The sequence below is a fragment of the Maribacter litopenaei genome, assembly GCF_025244665.1.
GTDB classification, from domain to species: domain Bacteria; phylum Bacteroidota; class Bacteroidia; order Flavobacteriales; family Flavobacteriaceae; genus Maribacter; species Maribacter litopenaei.
This window is the reverse complement of sequence record NZ_CP104205.1, coordinates 582,008-604,627: the sequence shown is the minus strand read 5'-3', so window position 1 is coordinate 604,627 and position 22,620 is coordinate 582,008. Positions and strand designations below refer to the sequence as shown.

Annotated in this window: 13 protein-coding genes and 9 pseudogenes; all 22 read right to left on the bottom strand. The window is 39.5% G+C overall.

Annotated features, from left to right (window positions below; genetic code table 11):
• Nucleotides 1-27: 27 nt before the first annotated feature.
• A pseudogene (locus NYZ99_RS03090) lies at nt 28-1,166 on the bottom strand (efflux RND transporter periplasmic adaptor subunit).
• A 25-nt stretch (nt 1,167-1,191) separates the two neighbouring features.
• Nucleotides 1,192-1,521, bottom strand: coding sequence for an ABC transporter permease (locus NYZ99_RS21110; RefSeq protein WP_338039263.1), 330 nt, complete (start codon nt 1,519-1,521; stop codon nt 1,192-1,194).
• Nucleotides 1,448-1,966, bottom strand: coding sequence for an ABC transporter permease (locus NYZ99_RS21105; protein ID WP_338039262.1), 519 nt, complete (start codon nt 1,964-1,966; stop codon nt 1,448-1,450). Before NYZ99_RS21105 ends, NYZ99_RS21110 begins: the two co-directional genes overlap by 74 nt.
• Before the next feature lie 95 nt (nt 1,967-2,061).
• Nucleotides 2,062-2,454: an ABC transporter permease gene (locus NYZ99_RS21100; RefSeq protein ID WP_338039261.1), complete on the bottom strand. Its 393-nt coding sequence runs from the start codon at nt 2,452-2,454 to the stop codon at nt 2,062-2,064.
• Between the two features lies 1 nt (nt 2,455).
• Entirely contained in the window at nt 2,456-2,632 is a 177-nt protein-coding gene (locus NYZ99_RS03080; protein WP_260573463.1) for a hypothetical protein, read from the bottom strand.
• Complete coding sequence (locus NYZ99_RS03075; RefSeq protein WP_260573462.1) at nt 2,626-3,597, bottom strand: ABC transporter permease; 972 nt, start codon at nt 3,595-3,597, stop codon at nt 2,626-2,628. Before NYZ99_RS03075 ends, NYZ99_RS03080 begins: the two co-directional genes overlap by 7 nt.
• Nucleotides 3,598-3,677: 80 nt before the next feature.
• Nucleotides 3,678-4,270, bottom strand: a pseudogene (locus NYZ99_RS03070) (ABC transporter ATP-binding protein).
• Nucleotides 4,271-4,477: 207 nt separating this feature from the next.
• Nucleotides 4,478-5,592: pseudogene (locus NYZ99_RS03065) on the bottom strand (efflux RND transporter periplasmic adaptor subunit).
• 113 nt (nt 5,593-5,705) lie between these two features.
• A pseudogene (locus NYZ99_RS03060) lies at nt 5,706-6,960 on the bottom strand (ABC transporter permease).
• A gap of 32 nt (nt 6,961-6,992) precedes the next feature.
• Nucleotides 6,993-8,238, bottom strand: a pseudogene (locus NYZ99_RS03055) (ABC transporter permease).
• A 114-nt stretch (nt 8,239-8,352) separates the two neighbouring features.
• Complete coding sequence (locus NYZ99_RS03050; protein ID WP_338039260.1) at nt 8,353-8,526, bottom strand: hypothetical protein; 174 nt, start codon at nt 8,524-8,526, stop codon at nt 8,353-8,355.
• A gap of 100 nt (nt 8,527-8,626) precedes the next feature.
• Nucleotides 8,627-9,157 (bottom strand): DUF420 domain-containing protein, encoded by a 531-nt coding sequence (locus tag NYZ99_RS03045; RefSeq protein ID WP_260573461.1) that lies wholly within the window; start codon nt 9,155-9,157, stop codon nt 8,627-8,629.
• Nucleotide 9,158: 1 nt separating this feature from the next.
• Nucleotides 9,159-9,880 (bottom strand): annotated as a pseudogene (locus tag NYZ99_RS03040) (SCO family protein).
• The gene (locus tag NYZ99_RS03035) at nt 9,877-10,512 is read right to left on the bottom strand and encodes a hypothetical protein (RefSeq protein WP_260573460.1); all 636 of its coding nucleotides are present in this window, start codon (nt 10,510-10,512) and stop codon (nt 9,877-9,879) included. Before NYZ99_RS03035 ends, NYZ99_RS03040 begins: the two are co-directional and overlap by 4 nt.
• A 133-nt stretch (nt 10,513-10,645) precedes the next feature.
• Nucleotides 10,646-11,029, bottom strand: a complete 384-nt coding sequence (locus NYZ99_RS03030; RefSeq protein ID WP_260573459.1) for a cytochrome C oxidase subunit IV family protein — start codon at nt 11,027-11,029, stop codon at nt 10,646-10,648.
• 31 nt (nt 11,030-11,060) lie between these two features.
• The gene (locus NYZ99_RS03025) at nt 11,061-12,035 is read right to left on the bottom strand and encodes a cytochrome c oxidase subunit 3 (protein ID WP_260573458.1); all 975 of its coding nucleotides are present in this window, start codon (nt 12,033-12,035) and stop codon (nt 11,061-11,063) included.
• 98 nt (nt 12,036-12,133) lie between these two features.
• Nucleotides 12,134-12,598 carry a cytochrome c oxidase subunit 3 gene (locus NYZ99_RS03020; RefSeq protein ID WP_338039259.1) on the bottom strand — a complete coding sequence of 155 codons (465 nt, stop codon included), beginning with the start codon at nt 12,596-12,598 and terminating at the stop codon, nt 12,134-12,136.
• 123 nt (nt 12,599-12,721) lie between these two features.
• A pseudogene (gene cyoE, locus NYZ99_RS03015) lies at nt 12,722-13,622 on the bottom strand (heme o synthase).
• Between the two features lie 180 nt (nt 13,623-13,802).
• Nucleotides 13,803-14,508, bottom strand: a pseudogene (locus NYZ99_RS03010) (energy transducer TonB).
• Between the two features lie 62 nt (nt 14,509-14,570).
• Nucleotides 14,571-14,879: a VanZ family protein gene (locus NYZ99_RS03005; RefSeq protein ID WP_420845247.1), complete on the bottom strand. Its 309-nt coding sequence runs from the start codon at nt 14,877-14,879 to the stop codon at nt 14,571-14,573.
• Nucleotides 14,880-14,961: 82 nt separating this feature from the next.
• Nucleotides 14,962-15,342, bottom strand: coding sequence for a glycine cleavage system protein GcvH (gcvH, locus tag NYZ99_RS03000; RefSeq protein ID WP_260573456.1), 381 nt, complete (start codon nt 15,340-15,342; stop codon nt 14,962-14,964).
• An 88-nt stretch (nt 15,343-15,430) separates the two neighbouring features.
• Nucleotides 15,431-22,616 (bottom strand): annotated as a pseudogene (sov, locus tag NYZ99_RS23150) (T9SS outer membrane translocon Sov/SprA).
• Nucleotides 22,617-22,620 lie beyond the last annotated feature (4 nt).

Genomic DNA, 22,620 nt, shown 5'->3' with positions numbered 1-22,620 from the left:
TTGATTATTTATTTTGATTGATGATGATTATTCTGTTTCGGTCTCTTCTTCACCCTTCTTTATAGGCTCTGTTTTATTCCAATGTTTTACCTTGTCCTCTTTGGTCAATCCGGATACTACCTCCACATTTACTCCATCTGAAATACCGGTTTCAATATCCCTTCTTTCAAACTTTTGTTCTTGCTCAGAACCTACTGCAACTTCTACGTATGGTTTATCGGTTTCCTTGTCAAATTGCAATACAGCTTCCGGAATTACCAAAATACTATCCTTTTTCTCCAATACTATAGAAGCATTGGCACTATACCCTGCCCTGATAAAAACGTCGTCCTTCTCTTCAACATCCCCTTCTATTTTAAATTGTACGGCCCCAGTTTCTTCGATACCCTTTGGTGCAATAAACTTTAGCTTAGCATCCAATTCCACATCCTCTACTGCTCCCAAACTTATCTTTAAAGGCGTTCCCACTTTCAATTTTCCAACTTCTCCTTCATCGACCTTTCCTTCAAAAATCATTTTACCCAAATCCGCTATGGATGCAATCGTAGTACCATCATTGAAGTTGTTACTCTCGGATAACTTGATCCCCCTCTTCTACGGGAATTTCCAAAATGGTACCATCAACCGTGGCACGAATATTAGTATTGGCACTGGAAGAACCACCTGCAGAACCTCGAAGAATGATTTGATAATCGTTTTGTGCATTTTCAAGCTCCAGTTTAGCCTGGTTATACGCCAATTCAATATTTTGAAAGTCCTGTGCGGAAACAACGCCCTTATCAAACAGTTCTTTATTCCTATTATAATCTAGTTCTGCATTTCCTAAAGCTACCTTGGCATTGTTGACTCGGCCACGGGCCTGATAAACAGATTGCTCGTTAGGAACCACTTTAATTACGGCAATCAAATCACCAGCCTTTACTTTGGCACCTTCTTCCAAGTAAATTTTTTCGATTATTCCGAGAAATTTGAGGCTTTATCTCAATTTCATCCTCCGGAATAACCTTACCGGTAGCTACCGTTTTTTTCTCAATACTGGAAATAAAAGGTTGACTGGTATCATATGTAATAGCAGATTTACTGTTCGATTTAATAAAGAAAACAGCGGCCCAAAGTGCTCCTAGCACTAAAACTCCTATTAAAATATATTTTACGATTTTGTTCATTTTTAAGTGTTTATTTAAATGGTTGTTATTCTTCTCTTAATGCATCTATTGGTTTTATACTTACCGCCCTTTGTGCCGGTATCAATCCAATCAAGGTTCCAAGGATTACCATTATCAATAATGCTCCCAACACATAAGGAATCGGAACGGTTGGATTTGTATATGGAAAATCTAAATCTTTCGTAAGGTTGTTTATGATGGACAATACACCCGCCCCTAGTATGATGCCCATAACGCCTGCAATCATCGTAAGGAAAACGGATTCCAAAATGATTTGATTTCTAACCTCGGCCGGTGTGGCACCCAAGGCACGTCTCACGCCTAATTCCTTGGTACGTTCCTTTACAGATATCAATAATATATTTCCAATACCTATGACCCCTGCAAGAATCGTTGCAAGTCCAACGACCGAGACTCAAAAAAGTCATACCCTTGGCAAACCCGGAAACCCGTGCAAACGCCTCCCCTAAATTAAAGGATCCAAATGCTCTTTCATCTTCAGGGTTTACACGATGAATATTTCTAAGTAAAGCCTTAACATCCTTTTCTACCTGAACAACATCCACATCATCGTAGGCGGCAATACAGAAATAATCCACGTTTTCCCCTGTATTATAAAGTTTTCTAAAGGTCGTGAAAGGAATAAAGATAGCCGTATCGTTATCAAAGCTTACCCCTTGCGATAGTTTATGTATTCCCACAACCTGAAAATACACGTCTCCGATTCTAATGTACTGACCGATGGGCTCCTCATCCTTATCAAAAAGTTCCTGAACATTTCGTTCCCCTATTACGCACACTTTTCACGCCTGTGCAATGTCCTCATCATTTATAAACCTGCCACCATCAAAAATTTGTTTTGTAGCTATCTTTGTATAAATAGGATAGTCCCCGTTTACCGGATAGGTTCCCGATTTTTGACCACGGATCGTAAATACGGGGTCTGATCCAAAATTCCCAGATTAATCCTAGGTGCTATATAATTGATTTCAGGTATCCTATTCTCCAATTTAGAAGCATCCCCCAATTTCAGCTGCATTGGACGACCAGTTTTAAATCCTTCATAAGGCATACTTGTACTCTGCCCCCATACGAACATACTGTTCATGGAAACACTTTCAAATACTTTCTCAAAACCATTGTCCATTCCTTTGGCAGCTCCGGACAAGGCTATATAAATAAATATTCCCCATAAGACCCCAATAATGGTAATGATGGTCCTGGTCTTGTTCTTACTTATAGAACCGAATATTTCTTGCCACGTATTCCTGTCGAAAATAAACTTCATATTATTCGTCCCTTAATGCCACAATTGGTTTAATTCTTGCCGCTCTTCTAGCGGGTATATATCCAGCCAAACCTCCAAAGAAAATTAGTACGATAGTCGCAAAAATGGCGGTTCCCATATTGATAAATGGATTTGTAATGAAATAATCCTTCAAGGTATCTCCTAAAGAACTTAACATGGCAACTCCCGAATCATCCCTACAATGCCCGATATAGTTGTAATGAAAACAGACTCCAATAAAATGGTACTAATTACTGATTTTGGCGTTGCTCCCAAGGCCTTACGAATGCCTATTTCCTTAGTGCGTTCCTTTACCACAAATACCATAATGTTACTGATTCCAATAATCCCGGCAATGATGGTTCCGAATGCTACAAATGCTACAATTATTTGCAATACCCCTGCAAATTGTTGGTTCTGCTTCAGTTGATCTGCCACATTCCTAATAAAGAAACCTCGTTGATCGTTTGGATCAATGAATTTTTTCTCCCTTAAAAATTCTCCTAGTTTTCTTTCGAAGGTCATGGCGCCCGCATATCCTATTTCCGGTTTGAATCCAATTACAATCTGATTTATTTTATCCGTATTCTTCTCTATCAACTGCCTTGTGGTGTAAGGGATGTAAATTCTTCGTTCCTCATCATCCCCTGCTTCATCCTGAAAAACCCCAATTACCTTGAAAGCACTACCTGTGATATCGATATACTTGCCCAGTGCATTTTCGTTATTGAACAAATCTTGCTCCACCAACCTCCCTATAACGGCATATTTGGCCTTATCCTTTATATCCTCTTGGTTCAAATACCTACCTTTCATGATCAAAGTCTTCTCCGCAAATTGATAAGACTCACTCACTCCCCTGGTCGTGTAGTTGTTAGATTCATTTTTGTACTTGACCATACCGCTTCGGTCTACCCTAGGTGATATGTATTCCACAAACAGAGGAAATGATTCTTCTATATCGGCTATGTCAGAATTATCGAATTCAATCTGTCTATTGGATTTATATCCCTTGTAAGGTTTTGAGGTCCTTCCTGGAAACACAAAAAAGGTGTTCGTGGCATCATCCTCAAAAAATTCGTTGAAGGTATTTATAAGCCCGTTACCAAAACCATAAAGAACAACAAATATGAGAATCCCCAAGGCCACAGTAAAACCAGGAAAGGAAAGTCCTTAACTTGTTTTTCTGAATGGTCTCGAATATTTCCTTCCAGTTGTCCCTATTAAACATATTGTTCGGCTCTAACTTGTTCTACCTTTTTGTCCTCAACGATGACCCCATCCTTTAGATGCACAATACGTTTGCACATATGGGCTATATCCTCTTCATGTGTTACCACTAATATGGTATTTCCCTGATCATTGATTTTTTGAATCAAATCCATTACTTCATAAGAAGTCTTACTATCAAGGGCTCCCGTTGGCTCATCGGCCAATAATACCTTTGGTTCCGCTGCCATGGCCCTTGCTATGGCAACTCTTTGTTTTTGACCACCGTAAAGCTCACTTGGTAAGTGTGTTGCCCATTGCTTAAGACCGACTTGCTCTAAATATTTTAAGGCCTTTTCCTGGCGTTCCTTTCGTCCTACACGCTGATAGTATAGAGGCAACGCCACATTCTCTGCAGCACTCTTATAATTTATTAAGTTGAAGGACTGAAAGATGAACCCTAGAAATTTATTTCTGTATTGGGCAGCCTTTGTTTCATTTAGATTTTTGATTGGCACACCGTCCAGTGTATATGTTCCTTCGTCCAATTCATCCAACATACCCGAATATTCAATAAGGTAGATTTTCCTGACCCCGAGGATCCCATAATGGCAACCAATTCCCCTTCTTCTACGGAAAAATTTATTCCCTTAAGAACATGTAAGGAGTTTTTGCCCATTTTATAGGACTTATGAAGATTTTTTATTTCAATCATGCTGGTTATGGTTTTAGATCGTTAGCATTTTAACGTCTACTGGTTAGACTTATGTTCTTTGATTTTGTTACAAGAAAAAACAGAAAATTTATTTCCATTTTAATTTTGGGCAAGTTCATCCGGTTTTACCTCGTTCCGGACCTTGATACTTTCATCTTGGGCTATTCCCGATTTTATTTCCACATGAATCCCATCACTGATGCCCAATTCAATATCACGTCTTTCAAACTGTTGCTCACCAGTGGCAATTTCAACAAATGGCTGTTTGGTCTTGTCGTCAAACTGTACCAAGGCTTCCTTAATGGCCAATACGCTGTCTGCTCTAGCCAATATAATAGACGCATTGGCACTTAGTCCTGCCCTTATAAATACACTATCCTGCCTTTTTAAGGTACCCTTTATCTCAAATTGAATAGCTCCATTCTCCTCTTTTCCTTTGGGAGCAATATAATCCAATATTGCATCAAACACTTGATCCTCAATGGCGCCAACGGTTATTTCCAAAGGTAGATTCTCTTTTATTTTTCCTACTTCTGACTCGTCTACCTTGCCTTCAAAAATCATTTTTTCAACATCGGCAATGGCGGCAATCGTAGTTCCTTCATTGAAATTATTACTTTCGATAACCTGATTGCCCACTTCGACGGGTACTTCCAAAACCATTCCACTGACAGTTGCCCTTATTTGGGTATTGGCGGCATTTCCATATCCCTTGGTAGTACCAGTTTTTACAATATCATATCGCTTATTTGCGGCTGCATATGATTGTTTGGCCTGATCGTATGACACTTGTGCCCTCTCTAAATCTACTTGAGAAATAACTCCTCTTTCAAATAGACTTTTCTGTCTTTGTAAATTACGCATTTGATCATCCAACCCTATTTTGGCTTCATCGATACTGTTACGCGCATCGTTCAAAGCGTTCAGGTTGGGTACCACCTTTATCTTGCAGATTAAATCTCCTGATTTTACATAGTCGCCACCCTCCACATAAATTTCTTCAATAACTCCGAAATATTTGGTTTAATAAGGACCTCCTCAAGTGGCAAAATACTCCCAGTGGCCATTGTCTTTCTGATGATGGTCTCCTTTGTGGGTTTCTCGGTTTGATATACTACCGGGTCTTCGGCATTTTTTTGATATAAATAGTACATGGAACCTCCAAAGGCTACAGCTATTACTAGTAGGATAATGATTGTTACCGACTTTTTCATTTTTCTGATTGGTTTAAAAATTTATGATTGATGATTAGAGGAAAGTTTTATGATTACAAATAATATAACCGCCAAATTTCCCAATACCAGTTTTAATTTTTCATTCATTTTAATTATTCAGTTCTTAAAGCCTCAATTGGGCGAACTTTAATTGCACTTTGGGCAGGAATAAAACCGGCCAACAGTCCTGATATAATCAGGATTAGTAAAGCCGTAACCACTACACCCACACTCACGCTTGGATTTACGAACATATCCACTGGGCCTACGGAATCCAGCAAGGCATTAATACCATAAATGAAGGCCGCTCCAAAAATTATACCCGTCATCCCTGACATGATGGTCAAGAATATGGATTCCATTAATATTTGCTTTTTAATGGATCATGGATTTTCTCCCAACGCCCTGCGTATTCCTATTTCCTTGGTGCGTTCCTTAATTACAATGAGCATTATATTGCTCACGCCAATGATACCGGACAATAACACCAAAATCCCTACAAAGTAGGCTACCCATTTCAAGGCCCCAAAAAGACTTTCTACACGATTGAATTGTTCGTACAAATCAAAATAACCCACGGCACGATCATCCTCCTGGATGAATCTTTCTATTTTCTTTTACTACACTAATAATAGTTTCCTTTAAATTGGAAATAGAATTGCCATCCTGTGCAGTAATCGCCATCCAACCCACATCATTCCCCATATTAAAAGCTTGTGAAAAGGCGGTAAAGGGTATGAAAATTTCCTTCGGCCCTCCTCACCATTATTATTTTTCTTTTTGTAACTCCCTACGACCATGAAATTCACCCCTTGGATTTTGATGTAAGTCCCTAAAATTTCCTCCCCTTTATCATAAAGTTCATTTTGGACTCCATCACCAATTATGGCCACCTTTCTCTTCGCTTCTATATCATTCTGATTAATGAACCTCCCTTTGGTGATAGTCATCGGCTCTTGCTTAATAATTTCCGGATAGTCTCCATATACATTAAAAGCCCCAGTATTTAATCCTCTTACCACATTATTACCTCCACCAAATCCACCTAATTGATTTCTAGGTGAGATAAATCTAAGATTGGGAACCCTATCGTTAATCGCCTCAACATCCTCCAATTTAAAACTGTAAGTCCTTCCTTTAGGAAGTCCCTTGTAGGGTTTGGTCGTATTTACGGATCACATAAACATCGTATTGGTCGCGATATCGCCAAAGTCTGCCCTAATACCATTTTCCGAGACCTTTGCCAGCTGCCAATAATATAATTAGAATGAAGATTCCCCAACCGACGCCAAAGGCAGTAGCCAATGTCCTAAAAACATTTTTGGACAATACCTCAATGATTTCCTTCCAACGATCGCTACTAAACATAGTTTTTAGTTTTAGGCCTTATGTTTTTTTCATTATTCATCTCGCAATGCATCTATTACATGAATATTTGCGGCCCTCCAAGCCGGAAAAAAACCTGCGATGGCACCAGCAGCGATTAGAACAAAAACAGTGATAAGCGCCACGTTAAAATCTACCGAAGGGTTCATTACATAATCTACCTCTACATGAGGGCCTACCAGCTCCAGTAGCCCCATACTAAATATCAATCCAGTAAACCCCGCTATGGCCGTTACAAAAATTGATTCGTGCAAAATCATACCTACCACAGCCCAGGGTTTTGCGCCTAATGCCTTCCTTATACCTATCTCCCGGGTCGCTCCTTAACCACAATCAACATTATGTTGCTTACCCCCACAACCCCCGCGATGATGGTGCAAATACCTACGAACCGAGAAGAAAAATTTTATACCGCCCATTAGGCTGTAAAACCTTTTGGCCTCTTCCATGGGATTCCAAATCTGAATAGCACTTGTATCTTCAGGGGCCACCGTATGTGCCTGTTGTAGATAGGTTTGTAGTTCATTCTTAAATTGAATGGATTGCGCCACCGCTTCCTCAAAATTTTCAACTGGTGGCAATGTGAATGCCATATTATTGATATGGTCGCACCATTGAATACTTGTTGGGCCGTAGAGATTGGAATAAAAATTCGTTGTTCCTCACGTTCCCCCCCAACGTCCCCGTAAACTCCAATGATTTTAAAAGGAATACCGGAAATATCCAAAAATTGTCCTACTGGGTTGAGGGTATCCTTAAAAACCTCCCTCTTGATCATATTTCCAATGATGGCCACCTTTGCCTTATTGGCTTCATCCAAATGATTAATAAATCTACCCTGAGAAATAAATTCATTTTCAATAAACTGAAATTGTGCAGACACTCCCTGAATTCCGTAAGCCAAGGATTCCTTACCATAATTCACCTGGGCGTTCCTTACGAACATTCTGGGGATTTGTTTTCTATATCATCTTCCAATAGGGCAGATGCGAAGGCATAGTTCTCATTCCTAAGCTGAATTCTTCTACCCGTATTTAAACCTTTATACTCTTTAGTTGTAACCCCAGGCCAAACCCATACACTGGTAGCGGCATCCTGCTCAAATTCGTTGGCAATGCCATTTTGCATACCTTGCCCGAAACCCAATAAAATTACAAGAATAAAAATACCCGAAGCAACGGAAAGTCCGGTAAGGAAAGTTCGCAATTTGTTCTTTCTGATGGTCTCGAAAATCTCTTGCCATCGTTCTAAATCGAACATGTTGATTGGTTTTGATTGATGAACGTAATACTAGTATTACTATACATTAGACTAGCGAATGCACACAATGTTACACAATCAAACTAAAAAAAATGTTAAATCCTTAAAATTCAGTTAAGAACGCATTTTGCGATAGATAAAGTAGAAAATTCCCGCCACCAAAACATAAGGTATGGCCATAAGATAAACAATACCGTTATTGACACCTTCAGCGGTATTCCCCGATGCCTCACTTTCCAATACCGCCCTGCACATAGCGCATTGTGCCTCGCCCAATGATGGAACCATTATAAAACCTATAATTAAAACAAAAAATAATGTTTTATTGCTGGACTTGAAAAAAGACGGTAATCCCATTAGTTTAACCACTAGGCTATCTTTTAATATTTTACGCATAATAAGGAGATATCATTAGATAGACCACCACTCCGGTTATTGCAACATACAGCCAGATAGGAAAAGTATATTTGGCCAAATTTCTATGCTCCTCAAAATTTCCCAAATATGCCTTTGCATAAGTTCGCAATACCAATGGAATTAAAGCGATGGATAACACTATATGGGTTATTAAAATAAAATAATAAATGTACGATATAACACCGTCTCCCCCATAAGGTGTGGAATCAGAGGTCATATGGTAAAGAATATACATTACCAAAAAAAGAAGGGAAAGCCCAATATTGGTCATCATTAATTTTTGATGAAGGGGTCGCTTACCATTTTTTATGGCCCAAACTGCGATAATCAACAAAACGGCCGTTAAACCATTTATGGCCGCATATATAGGTGGCAAAAAGGAAAGCGGCGCAACATTAGGAATCTTAATACCGAACAACAATGCTACGACAACGGGTATTACAATTGATATCATAGTAATAACCCTGTTAAACTTCTTTTCCTTAACTACAGTATTTTCCATATTACTCTCCCAATAATTTTTTGATGTCTTCTTTTAAAATACTTATTTGTTCCTTTTCCCCTTCACTATTCTCCCCCATTTCCCTCGTTATAGCGCCCCTGTAATAAACAATAGGATTGCCAAAGGAGTCCTTTCTTGACCTTATATATCCTTCTTTATCTACCAATGCAAACAAACCCGAATGTTCAAAGCCTCCAGGGGCTTCGGCATTTCCGCCGCAAAAATATTGAATCCACTATTCGCTAAATCATAAACTTCCTCTTTGTTTCCTGTCATTAAATGCCAGTCTATACTCGTAATACCATATTTTTCAGCATATTCCTTTAGGATCTGTGGGGTATCAAAATCAGGGGTAATACTAAATGAAGCTATTCCAAAATTTTTGTTCTCGAATTCATTCTGTAAAGAGACCAAATTTTTGGTCATAATGGGACAAATACTTGGACATCTCGTAAAGAAAAATTCAACAACAAATACTTTCCCCAAATAATCCTTATCGGTGATTATTAAGCTATCCTGATCTATAAATTGAAAGGAAGGAACTCGACGCTTTTCACCATTAAGTAGCACATAACTTAAACTCCCCTCGGCCGAAGTAGTATTCATTCGGTCGTTTTCAATTACATCGCCCATTTTTAAGCGCTCCACAATTCTAGGTATAAAAATTATACCGAATATGAGTATAATCAAAGAAACCCAAACGTACGTATACTTTTTGTTCATTGTCTGTTTTTATTCAGATTGTTTTCTTTTCTAGCCATTCTATATTCGGCAAGGATTATTTTTACGTCATCCACCATTTTATTGTTTAAGTCCGCTACCGAAGCTGTGTTGTAGCCGTATTTGATACCTTCTTCTTCGTCATCGGGCCTACCCCTTAGCTTTAAGTTTTTATCCACGATAAATACGTATGGAGTACTTAAATCCTTTTCCAAGCTTAAATTTGTTCCCAGGCTTTCAAATAACTTTAAGATAGTTTCCTCATTCAAAAAAGTAAAATTCCATTCGTCCGTTTCATCAAGGCTGGAAAGTTCTTTTTTTAAATCCGATACTGCAGCTTCCGTTCCTTTTGGAACTACCATCAAAAATTGGAAGTCATCAAACTCATGAAATCTTTTATAAATCTTTTGATTCAAGTTAAATGCATTGCCTTTTCTTCCATTCACATCCCAGCCAAGAAATCCCAATACCGTAATCTTGTTTGAAAACATGGTATTATCTTCATTTAGGGGGATTTCCATTACACCCTCCTTAAGTGTTGGCAACCTTCCAAAATTTGTAACTCCTGAAGCAAAGAACAAGTAAGCCACAATTGGCAAAACGAACAAAACAACCAGTACGAAGTTTTTTTTCATATGACAGAAGTCCTAATTTTTCAAATTCCTAGAATATATCGTTACGGGTATCCCTAATAAAAACGATACAAAAATAAAAAAGACGGTTCGTTAACCGTCTTTGAATTTTGTTAATTATGGTATTTTACAACGCCTAGAAATTCCATTTTATAAAGCCATCCTTATATATTTCAAAAATATAATTGGCTTCAACCAAAAGAATAAAGACTAAATACAAGACCAAGAATATAGGTGTCCAAACTATCGCCCTTCTCATTGCACTTTTCTCATCTCTTAAGTGCATAAAGTCCCATGAAATATAGTAAGCCTTAACCAAGGTAAGTATGATAAAAATCCAATTTAATAATTTCATACCCAACACATAGGTATCTGTGAGTGCCGCAGGTTTGTAAATACCCAAAACTACTTCGATTGCCGTAACAAAGGTTAGAAAGGCCAATACACCCCAAATCTTTTGGGTATTGGATTTAAACTTCCATAATCCTCTAAAAATTTCCAATTTATGTTCGTGTGCCATAATTCTTATCTAAACTTTTTCCTAAAATTATTTATACCAAATAGAAGAACGTAAATACGAATACCCATACCAAATCTACAAAGTGCCAGTATAGACCTACCTTTTCAACCATTTCGTAGTGTCCTCTTCTTTCATAGGTTCCAAGAATAACGTTGAAAAATATAATTAGGTTAATAATTACCCCGGAAAAAACGTGGAATCCGTGAAACCCGGTAATAAAGAAAAAGAAATCTGCAAAAAGACGACTACCGTATTCATTATGTATAAGATTGGCACCCTCTACTACTTGGGAAGCATCTGCCAATTTAGCAAGGGATTCTTGTCTACTTAATACTACTTTCTCCCCCTCTTCATTAATAGTCTCCGTCTTAATAGCCAATCCAGGGTTTGCTTTGAATCCTTCAATTACTTCGTCTACTGTAAAACTAGTTCGGGTACCCTCACCATAATACCAAATACCGTTACTCTCTACATGTTCAACACGTTCACTTGGAATTGATTTGGCAAAATCCGCCAAAGCCACTCTATCTCCAGTCTCAGCATCCACAAATTGAAGAATTCTACCTCCATTAGTTTCTACAGCACCATAATCCCCGCTAATGAAAGTTGCCCATTCCCAAGCCTGCGAACCTACAAATATGGCTCCACCAATTATCGTAGCGAACATATACCGGATTACCGCATTCTTTTTCATTTTATGACCAGCATCCACCGCCAAAACCATTGTTACGGAAGACATAATCAGGATAAAGGTCATAAAGGCAACATAAATCATAGGATAGTTACCATGAAAGAAAGGAACGTGGGTAAACACCTCATCTGCTATGGGCCAAGTTTCCATGAACTTGAAGCGAGAAAAACCATAAGCCGCCAAAAAACCTGAAAAAGTAAGTGCATCCGAAACCAAGAAAAACCACATCATTAACTTACCGTAGCTAGCACCTAAAGGCCTATTACCTCCCCCCCATGTACTTTCTTTAATCTCCGTTGTAACCGTCGTATCCATAGATTTATGTATCGTTTTAATAAAACTTTAGCAAATTTACATTTTTTTCAACTATATAAAAGCTGAATTTGGGTCAAAACTATTTTTGTTTCAAATTATTATTTAACAAATGTCATAAATAACAAAAGGTATATCCAAAGCAAGTCCAAAAAGTGCCAAAAGGTCGCACCCAATGTTATCCCAAGGTATTCTTTCTTAGTATATTTCTCCTTGTATTGATTGTATAAAACCACTAACAGGGAAATCAATCCAGCCACTACGTGCACTATATGTACCATGGCAATTAAAAACACATAGGACAACTTTATATTACTTGTAGGCCCTGTAAAATAGTATCCCCTAGCTACCATTTGGGAAAACCCATTAAACTGCATTAGTACAAAAGCAATACCAAGGGCCAATGTTACCAATAACCAGGTAGTGCCCATCTTACCATTACCTTCCTTGACCGACTTTTTTGCCAAAATGTAGGTAAAACTACTAGCAATAATTATGACCGTACTTATGTAAAAGGAAGTAGGTAATTCCAAGCTACTTACCCAGTCCTCACGGGAACTACTCACAATATATGCACTGGTTCATCCGGCAAAACCCATTAACAAGCTTACCATTCCAAACCAAAGAATCATCTTCTTTGATCTATCGCTTTTCTCCTTTTCCGTCCCCTTGGTTAAATCCATACTAGGCTAAATAAATTTATCTATTACATATATAATTTGCATGAGTGTAATATAACTTACACTGGCCAGCATTAACTTTCTCGCCGTGACCGTATCCCTTTTTACATAGAGCTTAAAAGCAAAAAATAACATTACCCCTCCCAACATAAAAATTAGTATTGCTGCGGGAGTTGAAAGTACCAGCCTTCCTGTAATCCCAAACGCTGGAATTATGGAAATAATTATCATCCAAATGGTATACATAATAATCTGAAGGGCGGTACCTGAGTCTTTTTTGCCAGTTGGGAGCATCTTAAAACCACCTTTTTGGTAATCTTCATGCAGCATCCAACCCAATGCCCAAAAATGTGGGAATTGCCAAAAAAACTGAATCATAAACAAGGTCCCTGACTCAATACCAAAATCATTGGTCGCTGCCACCCATCCCAACATGAATGGAATGGCCCCTGGAAAAGCTCCTACAAAAACCGATAATGGCGTTTTTGTCTTTAAAGGAGTGTATACGCTTGTATACAAGAATATGGAAATAGCCCCGAACATGGCTGTTTTCGGGTTAAGAAGATATAGACTAATAACACCCAATAAGGTGAGGACTATGGCAATGGACATTGCCATGGAAACGGTCATTCTACCTGCAGGTATAGGTCGGTTTCTCGGTGCGTTTCATCAAAGCGTCCAAATCCCTTTCGATTACTTGGTTAAAGGCATTACTCGCCCCTACCATACAATATCCTCCAAAAGCCAATAGCAAAATGGCCGTTGCACTTATTTCGTAAGCACCTAAAAAATAGCCTGCGATAGAGGAAAAGACTACACTGACTGCCAGCCTTACTTTGGTAATCTCCTTAAAATCAGCAAAAATCAATGGAAATGTGTTGTCTTTTGCCATACCGACAGCGGTCTTCATCCTTTCTCGAAAAATTGGAACGCAAAGATAATCTGACAATCATATTTCTGCAACCCATTGAAAGGATTTAAACATAACTTAGATTCGTACTAAATAGAGAACATTGTATTCAAAAATCCTGAAAAACAAAAAAGATTCAAACAATTTGTTCAGACCTTTCAAATATTTATAAAAGTAAGATTATTGCAACCTAAAGTTAATCGGAATACTAAAAGGTACACGAACCGCTCTACCTCTTTGTTTACCAGGAGTCATTTTAGGTAATTTACTAATGATTCTTTCAGCTTCCTTTTCAAGGTTTTTATCCTGACCACGCATTCTAATATTTCCAATGCTACCATCCTTTTGGATAACAAACATAACACTTACCCTACCTTGAACACCCATTTCCTGGGCAATCTCTCGGATAACGGAATTCTTTACTAATATGTTTCTGTATCATGGAATTGAAACATGCCCTTTTATCGCTTTCCTTTTCACATCCAGGGAATACAGGTACATCTTCGATAACAGCAAAAGGGACGTCCACATCTTCAACTTCCTCCTCTACAACTACATCCTCTACTTCTATAATTTCCTCTTCCTGACTAGTCTCGGTAGACTCGATAACGGTCTCTTCCACTTCTTCCTCATCCTCTACCACTTCGATGATTTCCGGTGCAGCCGGTGGCGGTGGTGGCGGTGGAGTTTTAATTTGCTCCGTCATAGGAACTTCTTCGTCTAATAAATCATCCACATTCATGGAGATGTCATAGTTATTCACTTCATCATACGTTTTCCATTCAAATGCCAAATAAGTGAGCAGCATAACAGCGAAGAGACCTACAACAAAGTATAAGCTGCTATTTTTGGTCAAATCCGCTTTTGGATTCTTTTTAGGTTCCATAAATCATCATTTTAGTGTTTGCTAATTTAATTAATTAATCCGTAAACATGCAATTAAAATTTTCATTTTAACGACCTGTCCTTATAAATAAGGCTTCTCGTTAAGAACATCCCTACAAAAGCCCCAAGAGAATTGGCCAAAGCATCTAGGAAATCCCCTTGTCTGTTCAAGGTAACAGTATTCTGTAAAACCTCAATAATCATGCCGTATATTATTGAAAATATAACAATGGCCAAAAGTATCTTACTCAATCTATACCGATGTGCAAAATAATCTTTTAGGGCAAAAAAACCAGTGACCACCATTACCAGGTAAAAAATAAAATGGACCATTTTATCTAGATGAGGAATCCTATGGGCGAAGGAGCCCATTTGCATTCCTTCAAAAGAAAATAAGCTGGAAAAAGTGACGAACACCATCCAGCTTATATATAGTATTTTAAAAAAGAGCTTTTTAAGCACCAATCAAATCCTTGTAGTCCACATCACTCAAAAGTGAATCAATTTCAGAACTATCGGATAATTTAATTTTTACCATCCACCCGGTACCATAAGGATCTTTGTTTACCATTTCGGGCTCATCTTCCAAGGCTGTATTGAATTCAATTATTTCTCCGGATAATGGGGAAAAAAGGTCGGAAACGGTTTTTACCGCCTCAACGGTTCCAAAAATGGCCTCCTTATCCAAAGTCTCATCCAGTGTATCCACTTCTACATAAACAATATCTCCCAATTCTCCTTGGGCAAAATCCGTGATGCCTACAGTGGCAACGTCGCCTTCAATCTTCACCCATTCATGGTCTTTGGTATACTTTAATTCAGCTGGTATGTTCATAGTCCTAATTTTTGATAGGGGACAAATGTAAATTATTCCCTAAAGGAATTCAAAAAATAATTTTACTTCTTTAAAAAGTTAGTTTTGCTTAGTTGCCAAAATTGTATCTCAGCGTAAACCCAGCATTTACAGTGGTCTGAGGGAAGGCCGTGGATACGGCAAATTGGGAGAAGTTATGATCGTAAAAGAACAGCACGTTCAATTGTTTGCTAAGTGCATAGTCCGCCCCAAACTTTATGGACAATAGATTCTGCCCCGAAGTAATCTGGTTGTTGTTGATGTCCAAATTTCTTATAATGGTAATGTTATCCCTAAGACTTACGTCTGCTTTCAAATTCAAATCCCCTTTCAATCGGGTCTTGTTACCCCCTATATTGGTCACAAACTGTACATCTTTTATCCTGTATCCCAAGCCGACTGTATATTCCTTGCCGTTTATTTCCGTCATTAAATTATTATCAAAACTTAAAGATAGGGCTCTATCAGTTCGTACCTCCGCTAAGACGCTAACGGAATTCTGCATTTCAAAATCCAGCCGTACCAAAGGATTGAACTGATCTGTAAGTACCACGTTGTTCAAGATTAGATCTGGCAGTACATCCTGATTTTCGGAATCAACCAAGGGCAAACCATCATTTCTCAATTGCTCTTTTTCTAAATTGGTCTGAAAAGAATTGATACTGTATGAAGCCCTATATCCATGGCTCAACGAAAAACGCTTGAATTTTTTCTTGAACCATTTGTTCTGCATTAGGCCAGTATACTTAATATTCCAATTAGGGATGGGAATCTGTCTAAACACATCCAGGTTTACCCTATTGACATCCTGACCGGTATAGGCCGCAAAGAAGGCCGGCAACAACACTTCTTGTTGAGTCTTTCCATACCGTTGCGGAAAGCCATCCTCATCCAAAGTACCCGGTGTTTCCCCACGATCGGAAACCAATCTGTTGGCAATGGTAATCCTGTTTTCTTTGAACTGTTCAAAAGTTGCCGAATCAAACTCGTCACTTTTTCCAAAGGCCGTACCGATCATCATAGTGGAAATACTAAAACTTCCCAATTGGTTCTGAAGTCCGGTTTTATTGTCCAAGAGGGCCTCCAAATCATAGTTTTCCTGTATACTGCTAGAGTATTGTCTATCGGCCACCAAATCGATAGTAATATCTTTGGTAGGCTGTGCCGTAGCCGTAATGTTCAATTGCTTGTTCGTTCTTCTTATAAATTGCTCGTTGAAATCAGGGAAAGCTGTTAACCAACCATTTCTTGCAGCCTCGAAGCGAACATCGGACTGACTTCCCAATACAAAGCCCAGCGTAGGTCCGGTGGTACCTATAAATCCAATGGACTGGGTATACCCAGGAAGAACGGTTCCACTGTTTTCATTGTAATTTATATTCAATCGTTTAACCATGGTCACCACATCCACAACCGTATTAAAAAGTCCACTTGTCTTGGGTTTTACCTTTTCCTCGTCTCCCTGTCCTTGATTCAAAATATTGGCACGAGAACCTCCACCTCTTTGGGCTGTTGGTGCCTCCCTCTTTTTTAAACCTATGAGATCATAAAACTTTTGCATGGTCAATGAGGCGGTCAAGGCGTGGGTATTGGCATTCTGAACCGTGTTAATCCGGGCATTGGGGTCCCCTAAAGCTTCTTGTGCGACCTCGGCAAGGGCATCCCCCCCTCGTTGCCAATCGAAGTTACTGGTATAACTGTATTGTGCGTTTATAAAATCCAAGGCCGGAATTTTCGCAAAAGGCAGTTCGTAGTTCAATTGTATCTGTTGGGAATGTCTATTGGGCTCGCCCAAATCAAAAAATCCGTCCCAAAGTTCCAAGGTCTTATCGATATCAGATCTTGGGTTCCCGTCCTCCTCAAAATAATTACGGACGATATTATTGTTGGATGCCGTCATGTTAAATCGCAAGGACTTGGTCAAGTTATAATTCACGGCATATTGCCAATTGAACAAATAATTTCTTTGTTGTAATTCGGAAGTGGCAATCGGTCTACACCTTCTTCCCGCACATCCCTAAATCGCTGCGCATTGAATTGCCTGTTGATATTGGAATTGACCGATACACTTGCCGGTAATAGATTCAAGTTCAAGTCCTTTAACCATTTCCAGTATTTACCCGTAAATAGAGAATCCTTTTTAGCAAAGGGAGCAACTTCCACCGGATCAAAACTATGATTATATACAAAACCCGTATTGACCGATTGATCTCGAAGTTCCGCTATTTCAAAATCCCGATGCTGGGTTTCATTATAGGAATAATTAAAGGTGAAATTTTCCACGTCGTAGAAATTTGCATCAGCCTCTTCACCACGATCTTTTCTCACCCCTATAAAGTTTATACTGGTCCTTTTGGTATAATCCTCTGCTTGCTCCCGAATTTCATCCGCTGCTTGCTGATCAGGTGCGGCATCTATCAAATCGTTCAACTTTAAATCATCATATACCGGGTCAAACTCCGGAGTAATCAACTGCTCCGATATTCCATAATTAAAAGGTAATTGTATGCCCCATTTCTTGGGCAATAACTGACCCACGTTGACATTGGTAACCACATCATAACTTGTAGCGTCCTCCCGAGCCCTTTCATTTGGCATTTGGTCAATGGAACCAAAACCGGAGGTACTTTTACTACCTGTAGCGGTCACGTTTGCAAAATCCGCGATATTGGCATCTACCGCTGCGATAGCGGCCCAGCCACCGTTATTATCCAACCCGGCCAAACGTAGTTCATTGAACCAAACCTCGCCTCTTGCGGGCAGGATATCCTGGTTTTTTATACCGACCATCATACTCCTGATGCTACCCAAGGACGGATTTCCTTTGATACCAATTCGGAGCCTTCCCGCGGTTCTATCATCAAACTCATTGACCGATATCACTTCACCGTTTTCTACTTCAAAAAATCGCACCTCGCTTAAATCGCCGCCCTGAATCCATGCCGATTTCACCTTGTTCAAATCGCTTAGGGAAATATCCATTTCGTTTATGTCCGGCCAAATCTCACTTTCCGATGCTGCATTAAAAGGTGTAAACTGTAACGGCAATTCAATTTGGTAGTAGTTCTGCGTAAAGTCCGTACCGATACGCAAGAAACCGACCAAAGGCGTGGAACTGTCCGCATAATCACTATCCACAATCTTCTCCGCATGCATGAACATTTTCAGTTTTTTGTACTGACGAATATCCACATTCAAATTTTTGAAAACCCCACGGGAATCCCGAGACTCAAGCCCCTCTACTACCAAGGACAAGGATTGCTCGTTCTGTCTAATTATGGTATTGTTATTGTTCAACTGCTCCCTGGCCACACCTGGAGGCAACACATAAGGAATAGGAATCCTTCCACTGTTCTCTTCAATATTTACGGTGTTTACATCCAACGTAGTTCCATCATCTGCTGGATTATCATCAATATCAGGATCTTGTAAGGTTTTTACGTACGTTCTCCAATCCCCTCTTACCAAATCCAATGTAGCGAAACGTAGCACGGTTGATCCTGAAAAACCAGTCATATACATACGCATGAAACTTATAGACCTAAAATCGGTGATTCCACCAACGGCATCGGTAAAATCGCTAAGAGGTATCTTATACTGTATCCACCTTCTACTCAGTTGCGTTCCGTTTGGCAATTCGGGAGTAATACCCTCCTTAATATCGGTTACATATTTATCATTGATGGTAGTTCCAGGTTTAATTTGAATACGATATTCGTAGTAGCTATTTACCGTATTCATTGTCAAGTCCCTATCCACATCCTCTACATCGGGCAACGTGGTGGAACCCCTATTTGTATTGGTGACCTGCACGGGCGAGTTCCCATCGGGATTATTGAAATCCAAATATCGTTCTAAAATGCCCCCTTCACGATTTAAATAATATTGGTAGTTATCCGAGCGGGGTCGAGTCCTGGGTTAGCATCGTAAATGGCGGCTTCAGCTTCATCATTCAAACCATCAAAACCAATATCCTGTAAAGCCCTATTGGTTTCACTGGCATCAAAGGCATATACTAGGGATTGTGTTGCGGGTACTTCACCCCAACTAGTAGGTGCCACAAATTCATTACTATCCACTCCTGGCAACCCATTTTCATATTGTTTTTTGCCATCACGTAATATATCTTCCGATATATTTCCCAAGTTCAAGACCAACTCACCCGGGCTAATTGCCTCACCATCAACATAAGGATCCAATACCCGTAACTGCACAAATTCCACATTGGCCTGTTCAAAATTGGTACTGCTCAACGAACGCATGATACCGCCCCACTTTTGATTTGGCTGCGTATTCTGAAAATCAGGATTGTTATTGTAAGGTCCTTTTAGGTTAGGATAATAGGCAATATCCAAAGTTCCCTGAACCGTAGTCTGACCTTGGGCGATATCCACTTGTGGAAAAACCTCGTCTATAAAAACCCTCCTAGTGGGATTTGTAGAAATATCGTTGTCACTAATGGCCGTTGGCCTTTGGTTGGTATAAAAGATAGGATCTATAGTATACCATGCCATTTTAGCACGTCCAAATCCGTTTTCAAGGTTGGCAGGGTCTTCCGGCGATGTTCCTACCAACTGTCCGCCAGGAGCAAACTCCAAAGGGGTACTTGCCAAGGTCCATCCTAAGGACCCTCGAATGTCAATAAGGGCCTGGGCCCCTTCAAAATCATCCAAATAGGTTGTGGTCTCTCCTTGAAAATCGGCATTTTTTGGCGAATTCGGTTTTAACCAAGCAACCTCTGCACGAACCGAAAGATTGGAGGGTACGTCAGTATCTATATTGGGAAGCTTATTGACCATTCTCGTCAACCAGGGCACCTCTGTAGAAAAGTTTCCGTTCAGACCAAATATGGTATTGTTTACCGGCTCTATTCCATAATTGGATTTTTGGGTCAATGGACGTTCATTCAAATTCAGTAAAGTTCCCCCTAACACAAAATTTTTATTGAACTGATGTTCAAGGTTTACCCCGGTGAACCTTCTTGTTTGTTGTCCAAAAACGGCGTTATTCTCTACTGATATGTTAATAGGAGTGTTGGAAGCTTCCAAACTTGGATCTAAAATCTGTACGGTTCCGGCTTGATAGTTCACGGTATAATCAATTCCTTCCTGTAATTGCCTGCCTCCCGCGGTTACGGTTACAGAACCCCTAGGCACATTAAAGGCTCCAATGGGTATACCGTTGTTTCCTTCTGATTTATAACGTCCTTTTAAAAGGAATTTGTTTTTCTCAGGATCTTGTAATGCGGCCGCTTTGGTGGATTCGTACATATCCTTGAAGACATATTTTGCCTGATTTTGATTGTAGGAAGAGGTTATGTCATAATCACCGGTGCCGTTGTCCAAAGTTTCAAAAAGAAATTCCCCAAAAGGTTCTACTTTGGTAAAAATGATACGTCCTCCTTGCATATCCACCGTAATCCCGGGATAAAAATCAAAGAAACCATCCCCACCAGGTTGCACGTCATTATAGACATTCAATCGGTCTAAATTAAAAACGTCCAATAGGATACGATCCTGCAGTCCTTCCGGCCAACCACTTCCAGGCCCCTCATTTACCGGGGTAATATAGTTTCTAGGCGTAGGGTCGGAATATAGAATATTCATCTTGAAGTCGTCCTCGCTTAATCTAAATGCCCCTGTAGCATAGATGTTCTTCATCATCAAATCCCAAATAGGATCGTTGACGTTTGTAATGTTACTTTTTAAGAGCTTTAATACCAAGGTATTATTCTCTATAACTGGAGCGGCTCCACCTGAAATCGTCGTAGCATCCACTCCTCCATTGGCAAATTCACCCACTTGATATACGTTACCGTCGAAAGTATATTGATAGGCCACCGCCAAAACCTCATCATTGCTCAACCGCTGGTTGAGGGATATATATCCCAACTGGGAGTTGAAATCATAATCACGACCCTGCTCCAATTTTCGGGCATTTTCCAAAATTGCGTAATCAAACCCTTGATCTGGATTATAGCCGTAAAAACTTGCTTGATTAAACCCACCCTCAACAGTAGCTATTTCCCTTATATTATCATTTAGGGCGCCTGTTCCAGTGATTATTAAGTTAGGGTCATAACTATTGGCATTGTTTCGAGGTCTTGCATCACTTGGGTTCGAAAAGAAAGTTCCAGCAAAGCCATTATTTCTACCTATTCTCGGTCTTATCCGGATTTGGCTCTCCCAAATCCTGTAATGCCACCACATTACGAACATTTAAAGTCTGTTGACTCCTGTTGGTGACCCATACCTCCAAACGGGTAATCTGAACCTGACTTTGGATGTAAGGATACTTTTCCAAGGCCCTGTCATAGTTGTCCCTAAAATACTGGGCCAAAAAGAAGTGCCTATCCTCGTCGTAGTCAAGGGCAGTAAGCGAAAATTCATTGATGGTTCCTCCACCCTGTGCTACAACCGTATTGTTCCGGGATCGTTGCTCAGAAAAAACAGCGGTCACCGTAGTTTTGCCAAACTGCAATTGTGTCTTGACTCCAAAGAGGCTCTGTGCACCTTGAATCAAAGAGCTGTTTAAGGGCATGTTTACGTTACCTACCTCTATTTTTCTCAAAATATCGTCTTCCGTTGGGGTATAGTCCAACTTTACAATATTCTGAAAATCAAAAGTAGCTTCAGTATCATAATTGGCGTTTACCTGTAAGCGCTCACCAATTTTCCCCAACATACTTAGACTAATACGCTGATCAAAGTCAAAGGACAAGTTGGTCCTGTTACGGGGTGATAGGGAAGGATTATCGTTCTTTTGCCAAATAACCCCCAAATCCATCGCCACGGAACCTTGAGGAATTACTTCTATGGTGTTTCCGCCAAAAACCGATTGAAAAAAATCATTGTTGATATAAAAGTTGGGCAGTAGGTTTTTTCGGGCTTCTTCACTCCCGGTCTTTTTACCGGAATAGGCATCTGATTTTTCCTTGAAATAACTTTTGATTCCTTCTTTGCGAACGAGTTCATAGTACTCGTCAGGAGTAAGAATGATGGGGTAGCCTATATTAAAATCTCCGATACTCTCATTATAGATATATCAGTCAGGATTGGGGTCATAAATATATTTGGAAACAATACTATCCGGATTTTCCGAACGATCCTTCCTAGATCATAACCTGTCTTTACCGAATCTATCTCCTGTTCATCCGTTTCCTGGGCGCTGGAGTATTCCAAGCAGCCAAAAAAAACAATGAATAGGAAAGTATACTTAAAAGAAATTTTAAGTTTTTTTAATGCCCCTTGTTTCAAACTT

Bases quoted from the DNA above. Each gene is read 5' to 3' on its own strand.
- NYZ99_RS03050 (WP_338039260.1), bottom strand. From the start codon at position 8,526: ATGGTTCCATCATTGGGCGAGGCACAATGCGCTATGTGCAGGGCGGTA.
- gcvH (WP_260573456.1), bottom strand. From the start codon at position 15,342: ATGAACATACCAGCTGAATTAAAGTATACCAAAGACCATGAATGGGTG.
- NYZ99_RS03045 (WP_260573461.1), bottom strand. From the start codon at position 9,157: ATGGAAAATACTGTAGTTAAGGAAAAGAAGTTTAACAGGGTTATTACT.
- NYZ99_RS03005 (WP_420845247.1), bottom strand. From the start codon at position 14,879: ATGGGCTCCTTCGCCCATAGGATTCCTCATCTAGATAAAATGGTCCAT.
- NYZ99_RS03025 (WP_260573458.1), bottom strand. From the start codon at position 12,035: ATGGATACGACGGTTACAACGGAGATTAAAGAAAGTACATGGGGGGGA.
- NYZ99_RS03030 (WP_260573459.1), bottom strand. From the start codon at position 11,029: ATGGCACACGAACATAAATTGGAAATTTTTAGAGGATTATGGAAGTTT.
- NYZ99_RS21100 (WP_338039261.1), bottom strand. From the start codon at position 2,454: ATGAAGTTTATTTTCGACAGGAATACGTGGCAAGAAATATTCGGTTCT.
- NYZ99_RS03035 (WP_260573460.1), bottom strand. From the start codon at position 10,512: ATGAAAAAAAACTTCGTACTGGTTGTTTTGTTCGTTTTGCCAATTGTG.
- NYZ99_RS03080 (WP_260573463.1), bottom strand. From the start codon at position 2,632: ATGTTAAGTTCTTTAGGAGATACCTTGAAGGATTATTTCATTACAAAT.